Source organism: Entomospira culicis, from assembly GCF_028748145.1.
GTDB lineage: Bacteria > Spirochaetota > Spirochaetia > WRBN01 > WRBN01 > Entomospira > Entomospira culicis.
In genome coordinates, this window is sequence record NZ_CP118181.1 from 1,480,512 (window position 1) to 1,502,036 (window position 21,525).

Annotated in this window: 19 protein-coding genes and 1 tRNA gene; 5 read left to right on the top strand and 15 right to left on the bottom strand. The window is 48.4% G+C overall.

The window, feature by feature from the left end; genetic code table 11:
* Window positions 1-14: 14 nt before the first annotated feature.
* The 7 genes from PVA46_RS07010 to PVA46_RS07040 form a co-directional block, all read right to left on the bottom strand.
* Complete coding sequence (locus tag PVA46_RS07010) at window positions 15-1,085, bottom strand: N-acetylneuraminate synthase family protein (RefSeq protein WP_167696025.1); 1,071 nt, start codon at window positions 1,083-1,085, stop codon at window positions 15-17.
* A gap of 67 nt (window positions 1,086-1,152) precedes the next feature.
* Window positions 1,153-1,533 (bottom strand): NINE protein, encoded by a 381-nt coding sequence (locus PVA46_RS07015; protein ID WP_167696026.1) that lies wholly within the window; start codon window positions 1,531-1,533, stop codon window positions 1,153-1,155.
* A 12-nt stretch (window positions 1,534-1,545) separates the two neighbouring features.
* Window positions 1,546-3,081: an NAD(+) synthase gene (nadE, locus tag PVA46_RS07020; protein WP_167696027.1), complete on the bottom strand. Its 1,536-nt coding sequence runs from the start codon at window positions 3,079-3,081 to the stop codon at window positions 1,546-1,548.
* A gap of 81 nt (window positions 3,082-3,162) precedes the next feature.
* Window positions 3,163-4,545, bottom strand: a complete 1,383-nt coding sequence (locus PVA46_RS07025) for an ATP-dependent 6-phosphofructokinase (RefSeq protein WP_167696028.1) — start codon at window positions 4,543-4,545, stop codon at window positions 3,163-3,165.
* Window positions 4,546-4,607: 62 nt separating this feature from the next.
* A complete protein-coding gene (locus PVA46_RS07030; protein WP_167696029.1) occupies window positions 4,608-6,215 on the bottom strand; it encodes a hypothetical protein in 1,608 nt (535 codons plus the stop codon).
* Between the two features lie 11 nt (window positions 6,216-6,226).
* The gene (locus PVA46_RS07035; RefSeq protein WP_167696030.1) at window positions 6,227-7,087 is read right to left on the bottom strand and encodes a D-hexose-6-phosphate mutarotase; all 861 of its coding nucleotides are present in this window, start codon (window positions 7,085-7,087) and stop codon (window positions 6,227-6,229) included.
* Window positions 7,088-7,180: 93 nt separating this feature from the next.
* Window positions 7,181-7,882 (bottom strand): hypothetical protein, encoded by a 702-nt coding sequence (locus tag PVA46_RS07040; RefSeq protein ID WP_167696031.1) that lies wholly within the window; start codon window positions 7,880-7,882, stop codon window positions 7,181-7,183.
* Window positions 7,883-7,976: 94 nt separating this feature from the next.
* Here PVA46_RS07040 and PVA46_RS07045 point away from each other — a divergent pair, with 94 nt between their 5' ends.
* The 3 genes from PVA46_RS07045 (at window position 7,977) to PVA46_RS07055 (ending at window position 10,443) form a co-directional block, all read left to right on the top strand.
* On the top strand, window positions 7,977-9,452 hold the full coding sequence (locus PVA46_RS07045; protein ID WP_167696032.1) for a polysaccharide biosynthesis protein: 1,476 nt from the start codon (window positions 7,977-7,979) through the stop codon (window positions 9,450-9,452).
* 205 nt (window positions 9,453-9,657) lie between these two features.
* Window positions 9,658-10,005: a hypothetical protein gene (locus PVA46_RS07050; RefSeq protein WP_167696033.1), complete on the top strand. Its 348-nt coding sequence runs from the start codon at window positions 9,658-9,660 to the stop codon at window positions 10,003-10,005.
* A 75-nt stretch (window positions 10,006-10,080) separates the two neighbouring features.
* Window positions 10,081-10,443 carry a hypothetical protein gene (locus PVA46_RS07055; RefSeq protein WP_167696034.1) on the top strand — a complete coding sequence of 121 codons (363 nt, stop codon included), beginning with the start codon at window positions 10,081-10,083 and terminating at the stop codon, window positions 10,441-10,443.
* 32 nt (window positions 10,444-10,475) lie between these two features.
* Here the strand turns inward: PVA46_RS07055 and lnt are convergent, their stop codons facing one another.
* The 8 genes from lnt to PVA46_RS07095 all read right to left on the bottom strand — a co-directional run bounded on the left by lnt (window position 10,476) and on the right by PVA46_RS07095 (window position 18,527).
* The gene (gene lnt / locus PVA46_RS07060) at window positions 10,476-12,062 is read right to left on the bottom strand and encodes an apolipoprotein N-acyltransferase (RefSeq protein WP_167696035.1); all 1,587 of its coding nucleotides are present in this window, start codon (window positions 12,060-12,062) and stop codon (window positions 10,476-10,478) included.
* 2 nt (window positions 12,063-12,064) lie between these two features.
* A complete protein-coding gene (locus PVA46_RS07065; protein ID WP_274360281.1) occupies window positions 12,065-12,811 on the bottom strand; it encodes a hypothetical protein in 747 nt (248 codons plus the stop codon).
* Between the two features lie 16 nt (window positions 12,812-12,827).
* A complete protein-coding gene (locus tag PVA46_RS07070) occupies window positions 12,828-15,605 on the bottom strand; it encodes a P83/100 family protein (RefSeq protein ID WP_167696037.1) in 2,778 nt (925 codons plus the stop codon).
* A 55-nt stretch (window positions 15,606-15,660) separates the two neighbouring features.
* Window positions 15,661-15,882 (bottom strand): carbon storage regulator CsrA, encoded by a 222-nt coding sequence (gene csrA / locus PVA46_RS07075; RefSeq protein ID WP_167696038.1) that lies wholly within the window; start codon window positions 15,880-15,882, stop codon window positions 15,661-15,663.
* On the bottom strand, window positions 15,876-16,340 hold the full coding sequence (gene fliW, locus PVA46_RS07080) for a flagellar assembly protein FliW (RefSeq protein ID WP_167696039.1): 465 nt from the start codon (window positions 16,338-16,340) through the stop codon (window positions 15,876-15,878). Before fliW ends, csrA begins: the two co-directional genes overlap by 7 nt.
* Before the next feature lie 10 nt (window positions 16,341-16,350).
* Window positions 16,351-17,601: a flagellar hook-associated protein 3 gene (locus tag PVA46_RS07085; protein ID WP_167696040.1), complete on the bottom strand. Its 1,251-nt coding sequence runs from the start codon at window positions 17,599-17,601 to the stop codon at window positions 16,351-16,353.
* Between the two features lie 208 nt (window positions 17,602-17,809).
* Window positions 17,810-18,346: a hypothetical protein gene (locus PVA46_RS07090; protein ID WP_167696041.1), complete on the bottom strand. Its 537-nt coding sequence runs from the start codon at window positions 18,344-18,346 to the stop codon at window positions 17,810-17,812.
* Between the two features lie 108 nt (window positions 18,347-18,454).
* A tRNA-Met gene (locus PVA46_RS07095) sits at window positions 18,455-18,527 on the bottom strand.
* A 205-nt stretch (window positions 18,528-18,732) separates the two neighbouring features.
* Between PVA46_RS07095 and PVA46_RS07100 the strand changes: the two genes are divergently transcribed.
* Window positions 18,733-20,466, top strand: coding sequence for a DEAD/DEAH box helicase (locus tag PVA46_RS07100; protein ID WP_167696042.1), 1,734 nt, complete (start codon window positions 18,733-18,735; stop codon window positions 20,464-20,466).
* Between the two features lie 6 nt (window positions 20,467-20,472).
* Window positions 20,473-21,426, top strand: coding sequence for a UDP-N-acetylmuramate dehydrogenase (gene murB / locus PVA46_RS07105; RefSeq protein WP_167696043.1), 954 nt, complete (start codon window positions 20,473-20,475; stop codon window positions 21,424-21,426).
* Window positions 21,427-21,525: the final 99 nt, after the last annotated feature.

The window sequence follows — 21,525 nt, forward strand, 5'->3', positions numbered from 1 at the left end:
GCCCTCAATAGAATTTAAAGCTCTCCCCACGTGATGCCATCGCCAGCTTTAACCTCAGCAACTAATTTACGCCCTAATATGAACGCGTAATGTCTTGGGTGTAACCCCGGACGAAGCTCCTTTTCCACCCGTAACAGCGCGGTATTTTCTTTAGTAAGCTCCGTACCAGCAGGCAGATCAACCAGCGCACAAATCGATCGATTGGTTCTGCCATAGTTCGCCTGCTCATTGGGTGCTAAGATTTTTTGTCCATCCCCAAAGACACACTCAATCAGATCGCCACCATAACAGTATGTCAACTCCGCGAGAATTGCTTCAGGGAAGATCTCGGCCATCCGTACCGCATCCACCATGCGGGCAAATTCTTTGGGGTCAAGGGCGATAGGGTCATCCAAGCCATCATCGGTTTTGCTTAAACACATGTGCTTCTCGATAGCCATTGCTCCCTGTAACACCGCAAGAACAGGCACTAAAAGCGGATCCATGGTATGGTCAGAAACCCCCACTTGCGTGCCAAAGAGGCATCTAAGGTGGGGAAGCTGACGTAGGTTATACTCGGTAGGATCGGCAGGATACGAGGTTACGCAGTGTAATAACGTGGTTGTTTTAGGGTTTAGATACTGCATTGCCTCTTCAATATCGCTAAGTTTGCTTACGCCAAGGCTTAAGTACATCGGAATATTTTCCTGCGCACAGCTCTCGATAAGCGGATAGTGATTGAGCTCTGGGCTAGCGATTTTCATGCTCTTAACGCCCAGCGCGATCAACTGACGCGCGCTCTCTAAGCCAAAGGGCGTGCACATAAACTCTAAGCCAAACTCCTCTTCAACAATGACTTTTAGCGCTTCGTAAAAAGAGGCTGGACGTTCCAGCTCCTTAAAGCGTTGATACAACGAGACGCTTCCGCCCGGTAGCGGTACATTCCCCACCCGCGCATGCACAATCTCATCGGCAATAACCCACTGAAATTTAATCGCATCTGCTCCCGCGCGTGCGGCAGCCTCTATCATCTTGCGGGCCTTAGACAAATCGCCTAAGTGATTCGTCCCCAACTCCGCAATAATCTTTATCTTTCTCTTTTGCATTATTCCTCTCTCTAAGCATCATAGTACAAGCATCATGACTCTTTTCATTATACGCCGTGGAGATCGCCTAAAATCCTGTACGTACAAACCACCGCCCCACCCGATGCCCATCGACATCGTCAAAACGGTTAAACATAATACGAAAAAGATCAAGGATCAGCCAGCCCAAAATCAAGGCAATAGGGATAGCCCCAGCCACCATAATACCTAACACTGTTAAAAAGTACTCCACCGAGACAAGCTGTGTGCTCTGTTTGTCGAATAGGGAGTAGTTTAACATAAAGACCGTAAAAATACCCACTATCGCCGAAAGCGTGGTGATCAACTGAAGCATACCCGAAGAGCGATGCCCCGTAAAGAGACGATGAAATCCAAAGAGACCACCAAAAATCGCCAACAATAAGGTAACCAACTTACTACGCTCACTCATTCTACTCACATCTGACATTTTACCTATCTCCTAGCTCTCGTCAATACGAAAACGCGACAATAACGCATGCACTCGACTACTGCCCATATGCGTAGTACTCAATTTGAGCACAGGCGCAGCTTGCCAACGCTTAAACTCGCTATTACGCAACAATTGCGCAACCTTTGTTACTTCGTCTGTCGTGGTGTTGCTTTTCGCCACCACCTCTTCCAGAGAAGATTGATTCTTTGATAACTCTTCAATAATTCGATCTAATCGATCGTATGCGGGTAAGCTCTCCTGATCAAACTGCCCCTCCCGAAGCTCCGCCGATGGTGCTTTGGTGAGGATATGTTCGGGAATAAGCGCCTTGCCCGCCTGCTCATTAATATAATGACAGAGCGCATAAACTTCCGTCTTATAGAGATCGCCAATCGGGTTGTACGACCCACACATATCGCCATACAGCGTACCATAGCCACAGGCAATCTCGCTCTTATTACCCGTTGTTAAGAGAAAGCTCCCCGTGCTATTGGCGTAGGTCATTAGATAGAGCCCACGTAGACGCGCCTGCATATTTTCGTCGGCCAGCGTGCTAAGTGTAAAGTGTGAGGCTAATTCACCCTGTAACTGTGAATAGGACGGGCTAATGCTTATCGTATGGTGTTCGATACCCAAATTATTCGCAAGCGCCAAAGCATCGCTCACGCTATGCTCGCTACTATGCGGACTTGGCATAAGGATCCCCACCACCTGCTCTGCACCCAAAGCATGCACCGCCAATGTCGCCACCAACGCGCTATCCACCCCACCACTCAACCCCAGATGCACCTTGCTAAAGCCACTCTTCTGGACAAAATCGCGCAAGGCAAAGAGGATAAGTGCATACTCTCGACTCACCAAACTCTCTAAAATATCAACCTGCTGCTTACCGACCTGCCACGCAATATTGATATTATCCGTATCGAGCATGGTGCATTGATCTTCCAAAAGAAACCCATAGCCCCACCCTGCATTGCTTATTAGCGCAACATCGCCACTAAAGAGCCGATCGTTCGCCGTACCAAGTGCGCCCACCAATACCACGGTACTCCCACTCTGCTGGGCTAGCATCTGCGCCCGTTGCTGTAATAAGGCGACACCCTCACGGCTATAGGCATCAAGCATAAAGACAATCCACAGACCATCTTCACCTGCCAACGGCTCCAAATCCGTATCCATAAGCCCTTGATCCGTGATCATATGCATCCCCTCATGGAGAAGATAACCGCTGGAGTTAAAGGGCATTTTACGTAATGTGCCACTGGCATATTTGAACGCAACCAACCACTCTTGTTCCTGCCAAATCAAACTGACAGCATTCGTTGCGCCTTTAGCCATTGTTGCCAGCTCTGTCTCAAAATGAGAGAGAAAAAGGGGATGCTCCCACGCATCTTGAGGCTCGCAACCAGCCAGCGTATAAGGGTGAAGCACCAGCAATGCGTCTGAAGACAACAGAGAGACCCCATGAAGAGTCTCTTCTACTTTTGTGCGATTATCTTGGAAGCGACCAATGGTCGCATTAACTGTAGGAACTATTACTTTCACACTATCATTCTACCTTGAGGAAAAAATTATGTCAACTAGCCCACGTTATTCCTAAAAAGCATCATACGATAAAGGCAGTGGCTAGTTCTTCATATTGATGGGCTGCCACGTGCTCTCCAAAACATCTTGCCAAAGGCGACCGCGAGGGTTAATTTTATTGCGCGAACGCGTGGCTAACTTGATAGGCACATGCACATAAATACCATTCCACTGACTCATCAAGACCTTGGTTTTACCTGCCATGGCAGCATGTACGGCATTATTCCCCAACCTAGCGCAGTAGATGGCATCATTACTATTAGGAGCACTGGCACGAATCGTATAGCTTGGGTCGATGTAACGCACCATCGCATCGAGACCGATACTCTTAAAGTGCGCCGAGATCTTCTCCTTTAAAAAGAGACCAATATCGTGCATGCGGGCGTTACCACCAGCATCCTTCTCCCCGATCTTTCCCCACTCTGCTTCCATAAGATCGGCGCCAGCACCTTCGGCAACCACAATCACCGCATGCCCCTTGCGCCCCAAACGTTCGGTGAGCGACTTGAGCAAGCCCTTAGGGCCATCAAGATCGAAAGGAACCTCTGGAATCAAGACATAATTCGCCTGCTGACTAGCCAATGCCGTCTGGGCAGCAATAAATCCAGAGTCGCGCCCCATCACCTTAACTAAACCAACACCGTTCATTACGCCATTGGCCTCTACGTGGGCAGCGTACACGCTCTCTTGGGCAATACCCACCGCCGTCTCAAAGCCAAACGATTTGTTAATAAAGGATAAGTCATTGTCGATGGTTTTAGGCACACCCACCACCGCAAGGTCATACCCACGACGCTCCGCCTCATCGGCAATGGCAGCAGCGCCCTTTTGCGATCCATCACCGCCAATCACAAAGAGCATATTAATGCGATAACGCTGTAACGTATCGACAATCTCTTCGGTCTTTTCACCACCACCACGTGCGCTACCCAGAATCGTACCACCTTCTAGGTGGATATCATCCACAATATCTGGATCTAAGCGCATAGGCCCCATTGGGCTGTCGAGTAAAAAACCGCGGTATCCATAACGAAAACCCCACACCGTCTTTACGCCATAACCGAGCATGAGGCTACGTACTAACGATCGAATCACATCGTTTAACCCAGGGCAAAGTCCGCCTGAAGTAGAGATACCCGCCCGCACGTTATCGGGATTAAAGTAGAGCTTCTTTCTCGCCCCTGCGCGCTCCATACGATTACGTGGGTCGTGAATCGCCTCTTCTTGAAGCTTTCTATCGGTAAAGTCATTGGTATCAACCTTGTAGAGCGTGTAATCTCCATCGCTAACAAAATCGATGCTATCGGAACCTGATGTCTTAAAAAAGGGACTATCGTATTTGTTCTCCCCCAACGTAGGAATGGTAAAGTCGATGCCATCCAAATAAGATTTCTTCTTCTGTTCTACTGGTTTCTCTATACTCATACTATTAAGATAGCAGGTATGCTCATTAATGACAAGAGCTTTCCTCCTAATTTTACTCCTTTTTAAAGTGTGATATAAACGATTTTTTCTAAGATACGCGTAAGCTCCTGATAGGCGATACTCTGGGAATCGGGGCTTAGATGTAGCTCCTCATCAAGCAGGTGGTAGCGACGTTGACTCATAGCCGGCTTAAGAAGCGACAAAAGCTTCGGTTTTACGACCAAAAGCTCGCGCCACTGCCCATTATGCACCTGCTCTACAATAAAGATGCGCTCACGCTCGCTTAGTGCCTGCCAGTGCTCCAAAAAGAGTCGATAACTCTGCTCAAATTTTTGAATATACTGTCGCTGATGTGGCTCAAAGATCTCCGCCAAAAGCAACGCTTTTGTCCATGCATTCACCACCAAACGCCCTTGCATAATCGCCCGCACTAAACTCAATAACACCTCCTCGTTGAGGTGTTGCCACTGCTCCACATCAAGCGAGGCGCTCTGCTCTTGCCACCCACTCATCAACGCCTTGGGCAAACGCGCACAGAGATCGCTAGGGAAAAAATCACTCACCATCCAGCGCACATCTTCTGGGTCAAGCGCATGCTGATAGGCAAAAAGTGCCCTAATTTTGCTCCCATAAGAGACCGACACAAAGTTATGCAGGATCTTCTCTTGCTCGCTCATCGGTAAGTAAAACAAGAGATCTGCCAAGCTCGCCAAGCGCCCCTTACTCTCTACCGCACCATACACGGCAATATGTTGCAAGCTAGAACCATAGGTCGCCCATATCCGCAACATGCTATAATGGTAGGCCGACCAAAAAGGCAAATCGCTACCACCCAAGCCAAGCGCAATATTACGCACTGCCTGTTGATTCATCAAGAGCAAAAACGGAAGGCGATACGGCTCTTTGTAGCGAATCTCCCCCTGCATCGCCAAAACCTGTTGTAACGACAACGGGTGCTTTGTCTCCTTATAGATAAGTTCAATGCCCTCGCGTTGCCAAAATCGTGCGGTGTGATAGCAAAATCGTTTCATAATCTGCGCACAAATGCCTTGACTATCGCCTTTTTGCGGCCATGCCAACCAAAATTGATAACGCACTTCCTTGCTCGCGCTCTGCCCAATGACTTCTAAACTTGCCCAATCTGCCGATTCTTGCCAAGTTCTAAGTTCCTTCACTTGATGCACATGCCAACCAAAGCTCTTCTCTTGTTCTTTAAATCGCGGTATTAATAGACGATAAAAAAGCGCATACCCAAAGAGACGATTACTCATCGGCTTAGGCTCCATATCCATAGCATAGAGGCTAGGCTCAAGCCATACGTAATATCGTCCACCCGCCACTTCTATATTATATGAGCTAAAGTCATCAAGGATTCCGTCAATAGCCGGCGACGGCGTAGTAAAAAACGAAAAGTGATGCGTATCATAGCTAGCGTTAACACTAGGCATCGCACGGAGGAGCGTCTGTATCGATTGACTTCGCTCACCCACCACACAAGCAAGAATCTGCGCCTTATGCACCAGCCAGTGCGCGGAAACTTCCTTAAAATCTTGCGACTCGCTAGCCTCACGAAAGAGAATCTCTGCGCCAAAGCGCTCGCTCCACTGCTGACCAAACGCTTGCCAAGGCGTTACCTCTACGGCACGCGCTTTTCGACGAAATGACCACATCCTCTCCTCCTTTAGGTAAAGTGCATCTGCATCCGCATCATCCAGCTAGCTTGTGGTGTCAAGCTTACGCGGGCTACCTGTGCAGGCTCCACACAGAGCATCGTTTTATAACCATCGGCATGCATGTCGCTAATCTGCTTAGTTCCTTCAGCATGGGGATTCCACACCACCAAGTCCGAAACTCCTTCATAGCGCATCTGCATGGAACGTTGCCAGCCGTGATCTTTAAGCGTTATCGTCGCATCTGCCATATCGATAAATGCATCATCGCGTGCCATATCCAACGAGTCGCCTAGCTGCCACGTACGTAAAGAATTCTCCCCCGCGCGCTGGTACGAAGCGCCCTCTATCCCCAATAATTCCACGGCAGATAACCCACTCACATGAAAATACGGGTGCAAAGCAAACGCGTGCTCAAACGGGTTGACATCAGTGTTTTTAACCTCAAATTGACACTCCACCCCTTGCATGGTGAGACGAACGGCAAACTCCAGTTCAAAAGCGTACGGCCAGTATCGACGAGAAAGGTCATTGTCGCGTAAACGAAAACTCACCGCCACCTCCTGATTTTTCTCGTCCTCATGATCGCCGATAAAGCTCCACTGTTGCAGACGCGCAAAGCCATGTTTAGGTAGTCGCCCCTGCATATCCTCACCAAAAATGGGCCAACAAATAGGAATACCTCCACGCATCGCCTTGCCCTCAGTTAGCGGACTCTTCTCGCTCAACCAGAGCCAATCAGGCGCATCTACGTCGCCACCTTTGGGCAAAATCGCCATAATCTGCGCCCCATATCGGCTAATAAGCACCTCAAAACGCTCATTCTCTAGCTGGATAAAATCTTGTCCACCCACGCATAATTCGCTAATCATGCCCATTCGCACGCTCCCCCATCTCGATAAAGACCCATCCCAAAACACCCACGCTTTAGCCGGATAAAATCATACCCACGCAAGCAACGCTCCCTACTCATTTCCATCGACGGAATCCTCACGCTCCTCACTGCCACGCGTATCAGTAAGATTCTCTTGCTCTTCTTCATTACTAGTGCTTGTACTACTTAGCGGGCGAAGTTGATAGAATTCCACGCGATGGTGCACAATCTCTACGGTGATCTCCTCATCGCTACCCAGTTGCACGCCATCGAGGGTGAGTTCTCCTTCATGCTCATGCTCTTCACGATCGATACTATACAGTCGACGGCTCTTGCTCTCGCTACGGATCTTACCCTCTAACTTGCTCGCCTCGCGCGCTCGTACCTCTTGATGCACCTCTTGGCTCCACTTAACATGCGATCCACCCTCCATGCGCCACAGATGCGCGCCACTAAAGAGATCAACCGACAAACGCGTACCCAAAAGCTCCCGCAACAGAGTGCGCCAGTAGCTCTTCGAAGCCAATACATCGCCCTCTTCTTGCCACGTAAAGATTGCCTGCTGAATAAAATCGCCATCCACCAGAAGCTCCACCTCGGCCTTTGTCCCCAAGAACATCCCCTTACCCCGATAACGACGCCCGCTCTCCACCCATTCGCCGGGCCCTTGCGTGCGCTCCATCTGGGCAATCGTCGCCTGTGCACTCTTGGGAAAGTCGATCCCCTGCCAATTAATCTCCTGTGCAAAAAGCACCCCCGCACTCATCACCAACCAAATGAATATCTTTTTCACCTCTCTACCTCTTCTCTTTCTCGTATCTACGACCTATTATACTATAAATCGTAACCTATTGCTAGTATTACTTAAATTTGCTATAATTATAGCCATGAGCTCTTCTGGACACTATATTCTAGGCAGTAATGCAACGGCCTATCACTTGGCTATTATGATGCAACAACTTAGCCCAAAACTTAGCATCACATTGATCGTCGACCCCGATTTATCGCACCAGCAGCTGCCCGATGCCTGTAACTTCCCTATTCTCCAAGGTAACTATCAAACCATTCTGCCTGAACTTAACTACCACTTTGACTTTACCATTACCCTCGACAACATCTCCACGCAAACCCTCGCCGATCTCTTCCATCAACTCAAAAATCACGGCTTTAAACATACCGCCTACCTCCCTACCCTCCACCATCTACCGCAACTTCCCATCTGGCTTAGCTCTCAACAGATCTCTTCCGAGCATTTCCTTGGTCGCCCAAGCGTCTCCTTTCCTTTAGACACCCACCTCTCCTACCTACAACACAAAGATATCCTCGTAACCGGTGCAGGCGGATCGATTGGCAGTGAACTCGCCAAACAGCTCCTACGCGCCCAACCCAAAACCATCTACCTCTTTGGACATGGCGAGACCTCCATCTATCACACCGAAAAAGAGGTGCGTAAGCTCCAACAACACGGACTATCCCCAGCAACCACCATTCGCCCCATTATCGGCGAGATGCAAGACAAAGCATACATGCACTACCTCATCCAACGCATTAAACCTCATGCCATCTTTCACTGTGCAGCGCATAAGCATGTACCGCTCATGGAGATAAATCCGATTGAGGCGATCAAAAATAATGTCTTTGGTCTCCACCACCTCGTCGAGGCGGCGAAACACTTCCCCCCCGAACGCTTTGTCCTCATTAGCACCGACAAAGCCGTCGATCCCTCCAACATCTACGGCGCGAGTAAAGCGCTAAGTGAAGAGATTCTCCTCCAAGCGAACCACCAAGGCTTTCCCTTCTTCGTCGTGCGCTTTGGTAATGTCTTGGGCAGTAGGGGCTCGATTCTCCCACTCTTTCAAGAGCAGATCCTCAAAGGCGGCCCGCTCACCATCACCGACGCGCGCATGCAACGCTACTGGATGACCATCCCCGAGGCCACCTCTCTCGTGCTCATGGCAGGCGGAGTCCCCAATCCCAAAGCGCTCTACCTCTTAGACATGGGCACACCAATCAAAACACTCACCATTGCCAAGCAGATGGCGAAACTCTACGGCTTTGATGTTGATAAAGGCGATATCGACCTGCAATACATTGGTCTTCGCCCCGGAGAGACGCTTGAGGAACAGCTTACCTCCAAGCAAGAGATGATCAGCGCTACCGACTATCCCAAACTCCTCCAAGTTACCAAAGAACAAGAAATTCTCACCCCGCAAGCGCTAGAAGCTCTCCTGCAAGAACTCCAAAGTGTCTGTTTCTTCTGCGACCAAAAGCCCAGCGCCTTTCGCTCGTATACCCAGTTACTGACGATTCTAAGGCGCATCTTCCCCCAGCTCCAAAGCGACGACACCGGCGACTGGCTCTAACCTAGGGAATCACTAAAATTCTCCACATGATGAAATATAAAAAGATATCGTATCAATAAGGGGGGAAAATTGAATTTAATAACTGATATAATTTTGTGATTGACAATCAAACAAAGGCTACGCCTTAGCAACTCTATTTTTAGTCCACATTAGGAGAAAAAGAATATTAACAATCAAAAAAATATTTGAAAGAACGAAAATCTGGTTGGATGGATATTTTGCCAAAAAATACTCCTTTGACTCCACCTATGCCGCCGTGAATGCCTTTGCTCACGAACTGCTTGAGGTACATAAAGATCACCTAGATGCACCTATCATTTTTGCGCATCTAGGAACTTCTGCCCAAGAGATATGTCATGATTTGGTAGGTAAATTCGATATTATCGAGATGGCCTTAGGCATGCATGCATGGGCGCTAGAAGATGGGCGTCCATCTACCCTTGATATGACAGAAATAGACGCAATTCTCATGCATATGCTTACGCGATGTGAATATTATTTGGATAAATTAGCGGGGTATGAAAGTGAATACGACAGTGAAGAATATGATTAAGTTGTTTGTCTTAAGGTTGTGCCGAAATACGTCGAAATTCTCTATAGATGCCACAGCGATCTATGAGGTTAGCAAATGAAAAAAATACGCCCGACGATATCCTATCAACAAGGGAAAAAGTGGATTTATCTTCTCTTTATCCTCTCCATGCTATGGGCGCTTACTATCCTTGCCATCAAGATCTATTATGATGAATTTTCATCGGAAGAGAGCATGATCAAAACGCTCAGATTGCCTTCGATGATTGCTTATGGTGGCGCATTAGTCACACTTGTCTACAGAAGAATAGGGCTTATCAACAACCTTGAAGCGATCAATGATGAGTATGAAGAGGACAAAGCCTCCGCTTTGCGCGCCAACAAAATAGCGATTAATGCATTCAGTGCTATCCTCCTTGGTACCTCCATCAGCTACTTTTGGGATATAATCAAGGCGTAAGTGGTGAATCTTTATCTGCCCCTCACACTCCCTTAAAAAAATCTCTTTAACCAAGAAAAGAGCGATGTCGCCCCAGCAGGGTGATAGCTCATCAACAGATACAAGCCACTTATTAACACAGCAAGATAACTTAGCCACTCGCCAAAGCGCACATATACAGTCCACGGGCGATCGACCACAGGCAACGAGACCGCCAGCGCACCATTGACAAACGGCTCTAACGTCGCTTCGTACTCACCCAGCGCGTTGATATGCACCGTCATGCCACTGTTGGCCGCGCGGAGCGTTGGCAGACGCGTTTCGATACTACGGTAACGTCCAATCGCCATGTGCTGGAGTTGCGCCGAGAGGCGTTGCGACCAAGAGTCATTGGTGATATTGACAATCGCTTGCGCCCCCGATCGAGCAAACTCTCGCGTAACCGACGGAAAGGCATCCTCAAAGCAAATCGGCACACCAAAGGTAAATGTCCCACCACTACGCAAAGGGACAGTAAAAAGGACGCTCTCCTCCCCCGCGCGTTGGAGCAGATCGCCGCCAAACCATTTACGATAATGATTGCCCAGCCATGTCCAATCGACAAAGGGCAACGCCTCGGCAAAAGGAATCAGTGCGCGTTTATAATAGGGCAAGCCCACTTGTTGCGCGTTCGCATCAACCAAAAACGCAGCATTGTAGTAAAATTTATCCTCCGTATCCAACGCGCCAAAGAGATGGTAGCTATGCGTAGAGAGGATAAACTCACGCAACGATCGATCCCAAGGTAACGACTGCCCCATCCGCATGATCTGCGAAAAATCACCTAATAAGGTCGTCTCACTGGAGACAATAATATCGGGTTGTACCACAAATGGTTCAAGCGTTGCCACCCCAGCGATGTGTGCCTCGATCAGCTCCACCCAATCCACCTGCCAAGAGTCTTTATTTTGTTGTACCAAAATAACTTCTGCATAATGCTCGCTCTCCACAGAATAGGAAGAAACGCGCCAAAATCCATAACTTAAACTGAAGAGCATCAAGAAGATCCAGCTTAACCAAGCCGACCGCGCATGCCCAAAGTAGCGACGCCATCCTACAGGGCGTACCCACCACTGCGCCAGAATCGCATTACTTAAGGCAACCAATAACGTTAAACCCATCGGCCCAGTAATATCCAAAATTTGGATAAGATAGCGACTCTGCCCAAAACCATAGGCCAACAACGCCCAAGGATCAGCAAGGAAGCCCTGACTGCGCACAAACTCAAAGGCGACCCAGAGCCACGTTATCGCCCAAATACGGCTAGAAGCGCGCAAAAATCGTAGGCGACGTATCACCAACAAAAGGATGAAGTTGACACCACTCAAACCAACGCTCAACGCTATCAAGATAATATAACTAAAATCTTGGAAATAACTCAACCAGTAGCGCCCCACCCACGCGTGCGTTGTCCCCAAAATTACTGCCATAAAGAGCAACTCTCGCTTCTTTTTACTGCGATACGTACCCACCAAAAGGGGTACCAAAGCGACAAATGCAAGCATCGTCCAGCCCTGCTCTGCCCAATCGTTTGGCAAAATCAGGCTCATCAATACGCCAGAAGCAAACGCGTAAAAACCATGTACCAAAAATCGCTTCATGCTCACCACCACAACAACGAGGGAGCAATGCTCCGCTTCACATATCCCTGCACCTCTTGCGCCTCCGGAGATTCTGGATAACGACGAATCAATTTCAATTTATACTCCTGACTCTTAGCAAATTCATGATTTCGACTATAACCTAAATAGAGCAGATACAAGAGATTAGCTTGTGCATGCTCCTCCATAAAGAGACGCTCATGCTGTATAATCGCCTCCAACTTATTGATGTTGTCAGGGAGCATCAAAACCGAACGAATCATCACTAACAAAATCTCATTGTGCAAGGCTGGGTGCATCGCTGTCTCGCTCTTGACCCGTCTTGCCATATATAAACTGCGCTCGTACTCCCCCAACTCAAAACTCAACTTAGCCACCCGTAAATAGAGCTCGTAACGTACTGGACGAGAGTGCTCGTAGGCAAGAATATAGTGGTTGATTGCCGTTGTATAATCGCCCAAATACTCATGGAGAAATGCTAAGTGTTGATAGATCAAGGCTTTATCGTCTAGCGTGGGAGCTTTTGCTAAATACTCTTGAATAAAGGGCACTTGTTGTTGTACGCCCATCAATGTTAGCGACGCCTCGATAACGATAGCACCATAATGATCAACAAATTTATTTTCATTCAAAAAGGCGCGGTAATAACGCAACGCGTCAACATACTCCTGCGCCTCATAAAAACGCCTAGCAAGATGCAAGGAATCCCCCACCGACGCTACAGGAAACGCCGTGGAGGATAATAACATCAAAATGACTATCGATTTAAAGCTTGATCTCTGCAATCAGCTTCAAATCCTTGCGGTTCAAGACCAACACTGCCGTACCCGCCTTATTCTCCACAAAGACATAATCCTCGTGTTGGGTAAGGGTGGTGTCTGGGTTGACAATCGCATCGCTACGAGTATCAATGTTCAAATCATCCTTAAAACGAATCAAAACAGAGCTGTCGCCACGCGCTTCGGACATCGCGTAAATGCTCTCCTCCGTAGCAAACAAGAAGCTATCCACATGCAAAGGCACATCGCTAATACCAATAGGCTGAAGCGTGCGAGGGTCGAGGAGGGTAAGGTAGAACTTAGGATTGGTAGGATCGCCCTTCTCGGTGATTGTGATAAGCCCCTTGGGTGTCAATTTGAACTGACCAGAAGAGATATTATCGGGACTACGACTGACAATCTCCTTCTTCGCGAGGTCAAAAGAGACAATAACCTTGCGATGACGCCCACCTTGGCGCACGCCCGTGTCTAACATAAAGTAGATGGTACCCTCTTCGCCTAAGCTAGTGTCGACTTTATCCGGATTAGGATTCGTTGGCTTGGGAGGCTCGGTTGGATTTTGCGTATTCCCAGGGTTCGTAGGATTAGTTGTGCTTCCTTGATCTCCACCATTTGGATCAGTAGGATTGGTTGGGTTTTGCGTATTCCCTGGGTTCGCAGGATTAGTTGGATTCGTTGTGCTTCCTTGATCTCCACCATTTGGATCAGTTGGGTTTTGCGTATTCCCTGGGTTCGCAGGATTGGTTGGATTCGTTGTGCTTCCTTGATCCTCCTCCTTTGGATCAGTAGGATTAGTCGTGCTACCTTGATCCCCGCCATTTGGATCGGTTCCACTCGCAGGGTCATCGGTAGAATCGGTTGGATCATCCGTGGTATCGGTTGAATCCTCGCTACCATCCTCAGAACCGTCTTCGCCACTCTTAGGATCGCTGGAACTTCCGCTCTCACTGCCACTGTTGGAGGGAGGATTATTCTTCAAGTCGTCAATAATCTTTTCTTTTGCTTTGATCTCATCCTCTTTTGCTTTGAGTTGATCACGCAATTGCTGATTTTCCTCTTTTAAACGCTCAATCTCCTCTTCAAGCTCTTCAATGCGCTTTTGAGTCTCTTCATCGAGGGTGCTGGTGTCGGTTGAGCTGTCGCTACCTTGATCTCCACTCTTGGGATCTGTTGTACTACCTTGATCTCCACTCTTGGGATCTGTTGTACTACCTTGATCTCCACTCTTGGGATCTGTTGTACTACCTTGATCTCCACTCTTGGGATCTGTTGTACTTCCTTGATCTCCACCCTTGGGATCTGTTGTACTTCCTTGATCTCCACTCTTGGGATCTGTTGTACTTCCTTGATCTCCACCCTTGGGATCTGTTGTACTTCCTTGATCTCCCCCCTTGGGATCTGTTGTACTTCCTTGATCTCCCCCCTTGGGATCTGTTGTACTTCCTTGATCTCCCCCCTTGGGATCTGTTGTACTTCCTTGATCTCCCCCCTTGGGATCTGTTGTACTTCCTTGATCTCCACCCTTGGGATCTGTTGTACTTCCTTGATCTCCACCCTTGGGATCTGTTGTACTTCCTTGATCCCCACTCTTGGGATCTGTTGTACTTCCTTGATCTCCACTCTTGGGATCTGTTGTACTACCTTGGTTGTCGTTGCCAGCTTCACGATCGCGGATAATTACGGTAACGATATACGCAGGATTACCATCCTCATCCGTGGTCTCTTCAACAATCACCTCATCAATTTTTACCTCTTCACGGGTAACGCCAGTGGTGTTATCTTTAACAATAATATAACGTTTATCGTCATCTTCGGTCTCGTCAAACTCCCCCTTGGGCTCGTGCTTGGTGATAATCTCTACAACATTGTCGTAGACATCTTCTTGAATCGTACCATCCATAAAGACATCGCGGATGGTAACATCAAAGTCGCCCCTCTCGCTCTCGATGGCATTCTCCTCGCCAATGCCCGTCCCATTAGATCCACCATTAATCAGTCTATCACGTTCTTCCTCAAGAGCCTTTATTTTATCCTCATTTTCATCGATTTGATTCTCAAGGTCATCGATCTCTAGCTGATCGCCTGTCAAAGAATCTTCAATAAGATCAGCTAAATCCCCGCGCGTCTGATCGTCGATATCATCAGGATTAGGGACAATGTCTGGAATATAAAGATTGCCACCGAAAGTAAGCGGGATAAAGAGGCGCGTTTGCCCAGGCCACTGGTCGTAAGAGAGCGCCAAACCGGCATTTTGTGCGGTTACATCGCTCATAACTGCGGGCTTATAGCGCGCGCTAAAGAACTCAATGTCGCCACGATGGTAGGCATTATACATGGTTAAAAGATAGGCTAAAAGATCCGCATCAGCAGTGCTATAGCCAAAACGCCCCTCTAGGTAACCCGAAATAATCAAGCGTAAATTACGCACATTCTCTACCAATGCGTCGGGATTCACGTAAAGAATCGCTGCCGAGAGCTTGCCATCAATCTCTTGATCGCCTGCTTCGCGAATGGCGTACTTATTACCATAGCGATAAATCTGACCATCCATCTGCGCATCACCAGCGAGGTTGGCTAGCGCACGACCAATACCACGAATTTCGGCAGCCGTGTTGGGGTTCACCACGACGCCATCGAAATTTCTAAAGGTAATTCCTTCAGTAGGAATACCCTCAAGCTCCTCTCGAATCACCTCTTGTTGCGCCGACGCGTATACTAAGGTGAACAAACTTAATACCAAAAGTAAAAATCTTGCCCTTTTCATCTCATCATTCTCCTACTTCTCAAACCTTATCGACAAACTGTCTCTAGCTAAAAAACTACCTAGGGATCTCTATTTTAGGTAAGTCTCTAGCTAGAGTACAATTTGCATGAATATTCTCCTGCTCAATAGCTTGAAAAACTTCATGCCTATAAATTTTAACCTCTTCGGGGGCGACGATTCCTAGCTTCACTTGATCCCCTTTGACTTCCACAATCGTTATCTCAATACGACCATCAATAATAATCTTCTCATCTTTGCGCCGAGAAAGAATTAACATGAGGCTTCGCCCTCGCGCGCCAACTCCTGCGACACAATATGGCGAATACCCCATCGATGGTCGCTTAAAATCACCTGCATTCCCTGCTGATTGGTTTGATTAAAGACCAACGGTGCCTGCAAGTTAATACTCATCAAGTGCGGTTCGCCAGCAGGAATAGAAAGAATCGAGAAGATCATTACCGCATCCGAATCCGTAGAATTTAATCCTAAAGAGAGGAGGTCTCCCTGCTCTAGTTTGACCTCATAATCTTTGCGACAGAGCCACGGATTCATCACAAAAAACGCAACATCGCGCTCATCCAAACTCTGAAAGATAAAAAAAGGCGCGCGATCGGCTTCAAAAATCGCCCATCTCCTCAGGTGTTCAAAGGCAGGAATCCCCCCGTCAAACAAGTAGATCTGCGTCTCTTCATCCACCGTAACTGCGCCATAGTCTTTGCTCTCAATCGTTGTCATATACTATTAATTACTTTAAAAAATCCATCAAGCTCGGTTGCATCACCTTAGCCATACTCGCATAGCTGGCAGTCATTGCCGAGTCTAACATCTTCTGCTCAATCAGCGCACTCGCTAAATCTAGTCCACGCACCTGATCATCCCACTGAATATAGGTTAAAGAGTCCTTCGAGAGGCGATCACCCACACTCTCTAAGCGATTATGTTTAGCACCCATCTGCGCGCGGGCTAAGTTGACATTGTCCAAAGCACGATCAATGCCACCAAGGGCGGCCCCACCAATACGATTACTATCACCGACCAAGAGCGCATCACGCAACTCAATCACCGCATCAAACATACTGCCACCACTAACGCGCGCAAAGGGGTGATAATTATTAGGAGTCGAAGCCTCTTGCCCCGAGACAATAAGCCCGAGCTCTTCTAATGTAGTGGAATTTTCGCCATCTACCAACCAAAGCTGATGTGGTTGGGTTGTCTCTAACACAAGGTTGTTCTCGACAGGATCAAGGCTTGCGCGTACCGAAATATCGGCTTGATTAATCTTGTGGATAAGCGCATGGACACCGTCGCCTGCTTGAAGAGGAATTTCGACCCCATCAATATGAATAGAACTATCTTGTTGCACGACAAACTGTGCTACGTCGCTAGCACCCCAGATGCGTTGATTCTCTGCCCAAAAGAGTGAATTCCCCGTAAACTGTGTAGTCATACTGGCATTGTCGGCGTAGGCGCTCTCACGGCGATCAACATTACCGGTATACATAGCACCCGTAATCATCTGCTCATCCGCGCCCACCACCGAGCCACGTACCAAGCGGAAGGCATCCACGTCGGTGCGCGTACCACTAAAGAGGGCAAGACCATCGCCACCCTTAGCATTAGCAATATTACCAAGCTCCTCGAGGTACTCATTCACCTCGATAGCCATGTAGCGTAAATCGTTTTGATCGTAGGTACCATTAGCGCCCTGCACCGCAATTTCACGGATGCGTTGAAGGATAGATGTTGCCTCACTTACACTCGACTCGGCGATGGCTAAGCGGTTGACAGCGTTATCGACATTCTGCTGATAGCGCTCTAGGCGAACATTTTTGCTCTGATAGCGTACCGAGTGGGCGGCATTAACTGGATTATCTCTTAGGCGTGCGATGCCTCGTTGGCTCTGGATTTGCCCGTCGATTTTATGTTTTTGCGACTCGTGTGCGCGGTTGTGGTAGTCAAAATTGCTCTGCCCCATGGAGCTTGAAACACGATACATTTTATCCCTCTCCTTACCTATCGGTGTACAAAAAGAGCATTTTGGCGACTCTTTTTGGTTTTTCCATACTCTTTTGTCTAACTCTTAAGGTGGCGACAAAGGCTCTCCCTTGTAGACAAATAGGGAAACTCTCTTTCATTTATCGGCACATCACCAGCAGACATAAACTTTTTCTTCTAAGATTCTATCAAGAACTAGTATAATGAATTTACTCTTTTTTGGCTAGATCACGCAAGGAAGTTTGGAAACTTTCGAGATCTTGGCCGGTGTAGAGGTTGGCGCCGTAGTGTTGATTTTCACCGATGATGGTGAAGGTAACGCTGGTTTTTGCCTCGAGCATCAGGTTTAAAAGATTTTCGGTAAAGATGAAATGTTCTACTTGGCGCAGGTAGTAACGGTTGCGATCACGACCATCGGGGGTCTGCTGATCGGCGCGCAACGTTTGAGAGGGGGGTACTTCGTAGACACGCGTAGTATCGCCGTCGATATTGACCCACAGCTTGGTAACCATCAGGCGCTCAGGGCCAACATGTTCCGCGCGTAAGTAAATAAAGTCGCGTCCCTGATTGGCTTTACGGCGAATAATATCGAGACGAAAGTTGTCAAAGCGTTCAGGTAAACGAAACCCACGCTCCTCAATCACCTGCCCCGTTGCCGAGGTCTGTGTGCTATTGGTCGGCTTAAACATCGTATTACAACTCGCCACTATTCCCATGATTAAGATCATAATTCCCAATTTTTTCATGTACGATTCTCTCTTTTTGTCATTCTGTTGCTCTTATTATCGGAGAAAAAGCGAATAAAAAAATAGACTGCCAATCAGCAAGCCTATTTTATTTCTTAAAAATATTAATGGTGACAGAGGGATTTGAACCCCCGACCGAACGGATATGAGCCGTTTGCTCTACCGACTGAGCTATGTCACCAAATAGAACTCCTCTATTCTACCCGAAATCTTTTTTTTTGTCAATATCTACCCAGATTTTTTTATTCGCTCCTAGGTGCTTGACAGAATAGCCTTTTCCCTTCACAATATAACTATTATAGTTCCTTGGCCTCTTTTGCCAAAAACTACCCTTGTGTTCCAGCAACACAATCCAGACTTTTCCTGTGAGGTACACTTTTATTAACATGCAATTTTCACAATTTCCCCTAGATCCTCGGCTACTCAAAGGGCTTCAGGCTATCAACTACGAAACCTGTACACCCGTTCAAGAGGCCACGCTCAAAGCCGTACTAGAGGCCAAGAAAGATGTCTACGCCCAGAGCCAAACCGGTACCGGCAAGACGGCATCCTTCCTTATCGCCACCTTTTGGCATCTCCTCAAACCAGAAAACCAAGATAAATTCGCCCTCATTCTTGTACCCACCCGCGAGCTTGTCGTTCAGATTGAGAAAGAGGCTAAAGCCATCGGACAATTTCTCTCCTTTAACATGGCCACCATCTACGGTGGAACCGCCTATGACAAACAGCTCCACAGCCTTAGACGCAATCCACGAATCGTCGTCGCCACCCCAGGCCGCCTCCTAGACTTTGCCGACAAGCAAGCCATCAACCTTCAAAACGCCGGCGTTCTGGTCATCGACGAAGCCGATCGTCTCTTCGATATGGGCTTTCATAAAGATCTTCTAAAAATCATCAAGATGCTCCCCGCCCCACAAGATCGCCTCAACCTCCTCTTTAGCGCCACCCTCAACAACAAGGTCGGGCAACTCGCTTGGGAGCACATGAATAACCCTGAGAGCATCGTGATTAAAGCCCAATCCCCCACCGTCGAGGGAATCGAACAGCGCCTCTTCCACGTCAGCCGTAGCGAAAAGATGATCCTCCTCTTGGCTCTCCTCAAAAAAGAGAACCCCGAAAGTGTCATCATCTTTAGTAACACCAAGGCGGGGGCGGGACAAATTGCCAAGCGCCTCAAAGCTGCCGGCTATAATTGTGCGCTCATCGAAGGCAGTATTCAGCAGAAAAAGCGTCTACAAATCATCAATAACATGAAAAATGGCAACATCAAAATCCTCGCTGCCACCGATATCGCCTCCCGTGGACTACACATCCCAGACCTCTCGCTCGTCATCAACTTCGACCTCCCCGACGATGCCGAAAATTACATCCACCGCATCGGACGCACCGCCCGTGGCTCACAAACCACCGGTCTTGCCATCAGCTTCGCCTGTGAGCGCTTTGTCTACAACCTCGCCTCCATCGAGAAGCTCATCAAAAAGAAGATCCCCATGTCCATCATCGACAACGAGCTTCAACAATTGGTCGATCTCACCATCAAAGAGGAAGCATCGCGCCCCAAACCTGTCGGGCAAGAGTCAACCTCGCATTACGAACATCGTAGAAAAGATCATCCCAGACGCGAACCTTCTTCCTCTCCTCGCTCCAGTCGCAATTACGGCGAAAAATCCCCCAAAAGCAACCACAAACCCACCAATACCCGCCCCAAAACCACCAAAGATCACGCGCCAGAACGCGACCACGAAGTACACCCACCACGAGAAGCAACGCGTAAACCTCGCCCCGATCGCCCAGCCCGATCCCAGCACGATCGTAACGATCGCCCACAAACCGAACGCCCCACACGCTCGTCCCACCCACGCAATGATCGCCCCGATCGTCCCCAACGCTCTGCCCCTAGCGACCGTACCCCCCGCAATGGTCAACACGAATCGCGTGCGAAACATTCCCGATCTCATACAACAGCCTCTCAACAGAATCGCCCACAAAGCCCCCATCAGGCTAAACCAAAAGGCGCATCCCACCCCAATCCACCCAAACCAAAGGGACAGAAGCCTCACGAAGATAAGTCTAAAGGCATCTTCAATTTTTTCAACAAAATTTTCTCCAAAGAGGATTAATCTAGGATGTCTCTGCGCACTCACCGCCAAGCCATCATCGAGCAAGCTCGCATCACTTCGCAAGAGTACACGCTACAAGCGCCTCTCAAGGAGCGTACTTGGTTTAAGGTGGGGGGCAAGGCCGACCTCCTCATCCATACCCAAGAGCACACCAAAATAGCGCGGGTGATGGCACTTGCACATCAATACGCCGTGCCTCTCTTCTTTCTGGGCGACGGCTCCAATCTCGTCATCAGTGATGAGGGCATCGAAGGCATCGTCATCGACACCCAAGCCCTTAGTGCTCATCAAACACCCACACGCCTGACAAACGATCGCATCAAAGCGCCAGCGGGTATCCTCATGGAGCAACTCGTGCTATGGAGCGTAGAACAACAACTAGAAGGGCTCACCCCCTTCTATGGCTTGCCGGGGACGTTGGGTGGCGCGCTCTTTATGAATGCGCGCTGTTATGATGCTGAAATGGCAGACATCCTTGTTGATATTACCATCCTCAATGAGCGTGGGGAGCGAGAAGTCATCCCCTTCAAACCAGAGCAGTGGGAGTATAAGGTATCACCGCTGCAACACCGCCTAGCGCTAGTGATAGAGGCGACGTTATCCCTCAAAGCCAGCACACAAAGTATCGAGGCATTGCGACAACACGCCCAATCTTTTAAGGACGACCGTACGCAAAAAGGACACTTTGCCTATCCCTGCGGTGGCTCAACGTTTAAAAACAATCGTGCCTTTGGTAAACCCTCGGGGCAGATCATCGATGGATGTAGTCTCAAAGGCTATGCCATTGGTGGCGCGTCGGTCTCACAATTCCATGCGAATATCGTCATTAACCAAAATAATGCCAAAGCTAGCGAAATTTATCAACTAGTGGCGCACATTAAAGACGAAGTTTTGCGTCAAACTGGCCACATGCTCGAGCCAGAAGTCCTCTTTGTGGGGCGAAATTTTCCATTATTGTAACATTTTGTCTCACTTTTTTTCTAAAAGGATTGGGGTGTGTCATTTTGACTCACTCCAAGCTCTAAGACTGTCGACAAAAGGGTAAAATTATTGGCACGA

Bases quoted from the DNA above. Each gene is read 5' to 3' on its own strand.
- PVA46_RS07010 (WP_167696025.1), bottom strand. From the start codon at position 1,085: ATGCAAAAGAGAAAGATAAAGATTATTGCGGAGTTGGGGACGAATCAC.
- PVA46_RS07015 (WP_167696026.1), bottom strand. From the start codon at position 1,533: ATGTCAGATGTGAGTAGAATGAGTGAGCGTAGTAAGTTGGTTACCTTA.
- PVA46_RS07025 (WP_167696028.1), bottom strand. From the start codon at position 4,545: ATGAGTATAGAGAAACCAGTAGAACAGAAGAAGAAATCTTATTTGGAT.
- PVA46_RS07030 (WP_167696029.1), bottom strand. From the start codon at position 6,215: ATGTGGTCATTTCGTCGAAAAGCGCGTGCCGTAGAGGTAACGCCTTGG.
- PVA46_RS07035 (WP_167696030.1), bottom strand. From the start codon at position 7,087: ATGATTAGCGAATTATGCGTGGGTGGACAAGATTTTATCCAGCTAGAG.
- PVA46_RS07045 (WP_167696032.1), top strand. From the start codon at position 7,977: ATGAGCTCTTCTGGACACTATATTCTAGGCAGTAATGCAACGGCCTAT.
- PVA46_RS07055 (WP_167696034.1), top strand. From the start codon at position 10,081: ATGAAAAAAATACGCCCGACGATATCCTATCAACAAGGGAAAAAGTGG.
- lnt (WP_167696035.1), bottom strand. From the start codon at position 12,062: ATGAAGCGATTTTTGGTACATGGTTTTTACGCGTTTGCTTCTGGCGTA.
- PVA46_RS07065 (WP_274360281.1), bottom strand. From the start codon at position 12,811: ATGTTATTATCCTCCACGGCGTTTCCTGTAGCGTCGGTGGGGGATTCC.
- PVA46_RS07070 (WP_167696037.1), bottom strand. From the start codon at position 15,605: ATGAAAAGGGCAAGATTTTTACTTTTGGTATTAAGTTTGTTCACCTTA.
- csrA (WP_167696038.1), bottom strand. From the start codon at position 15,882: ATGTTAATTCTTTCTCGGCGCAAAGATGAGAAGATTATTATTGATGGT.
- fliW (WP_167696039.1), bottom strand. From the start codon at position 16,340: ATGACAACGATTGAGAGCAAAGACTATGGCGCAGTTACGGTGGATGAA.
- PVA46_RS07085 (WP_167696040.1), bottom strand. From the start codon at position 17,601: ATGTATCGTGTTTCAAGCTCCATGGGGCAGAGCAATTTTGACTACCAC.
- PVA46_RS07090 (WP_167696041.1), bottom strand. From the start codon at position 18,346: ATGAAAAAATTGGGAATTATGATCTTAATCATGGGAATAGTGGCGAGT.
- PVA46_RS07100 (WP_167696042.1), top strand. From the start codon at position 18,733: ATGCAATTTTCACAATTTCCCCTAGATCCTCGGCTACTCAAAGGGCTT.
- murB (WP_167696043.1), top strand. From the start codon at position 20,473: ATGTCTCTGCGCACTCACCGCCAAGCCATCATCGAGCAAGCTCGCATC.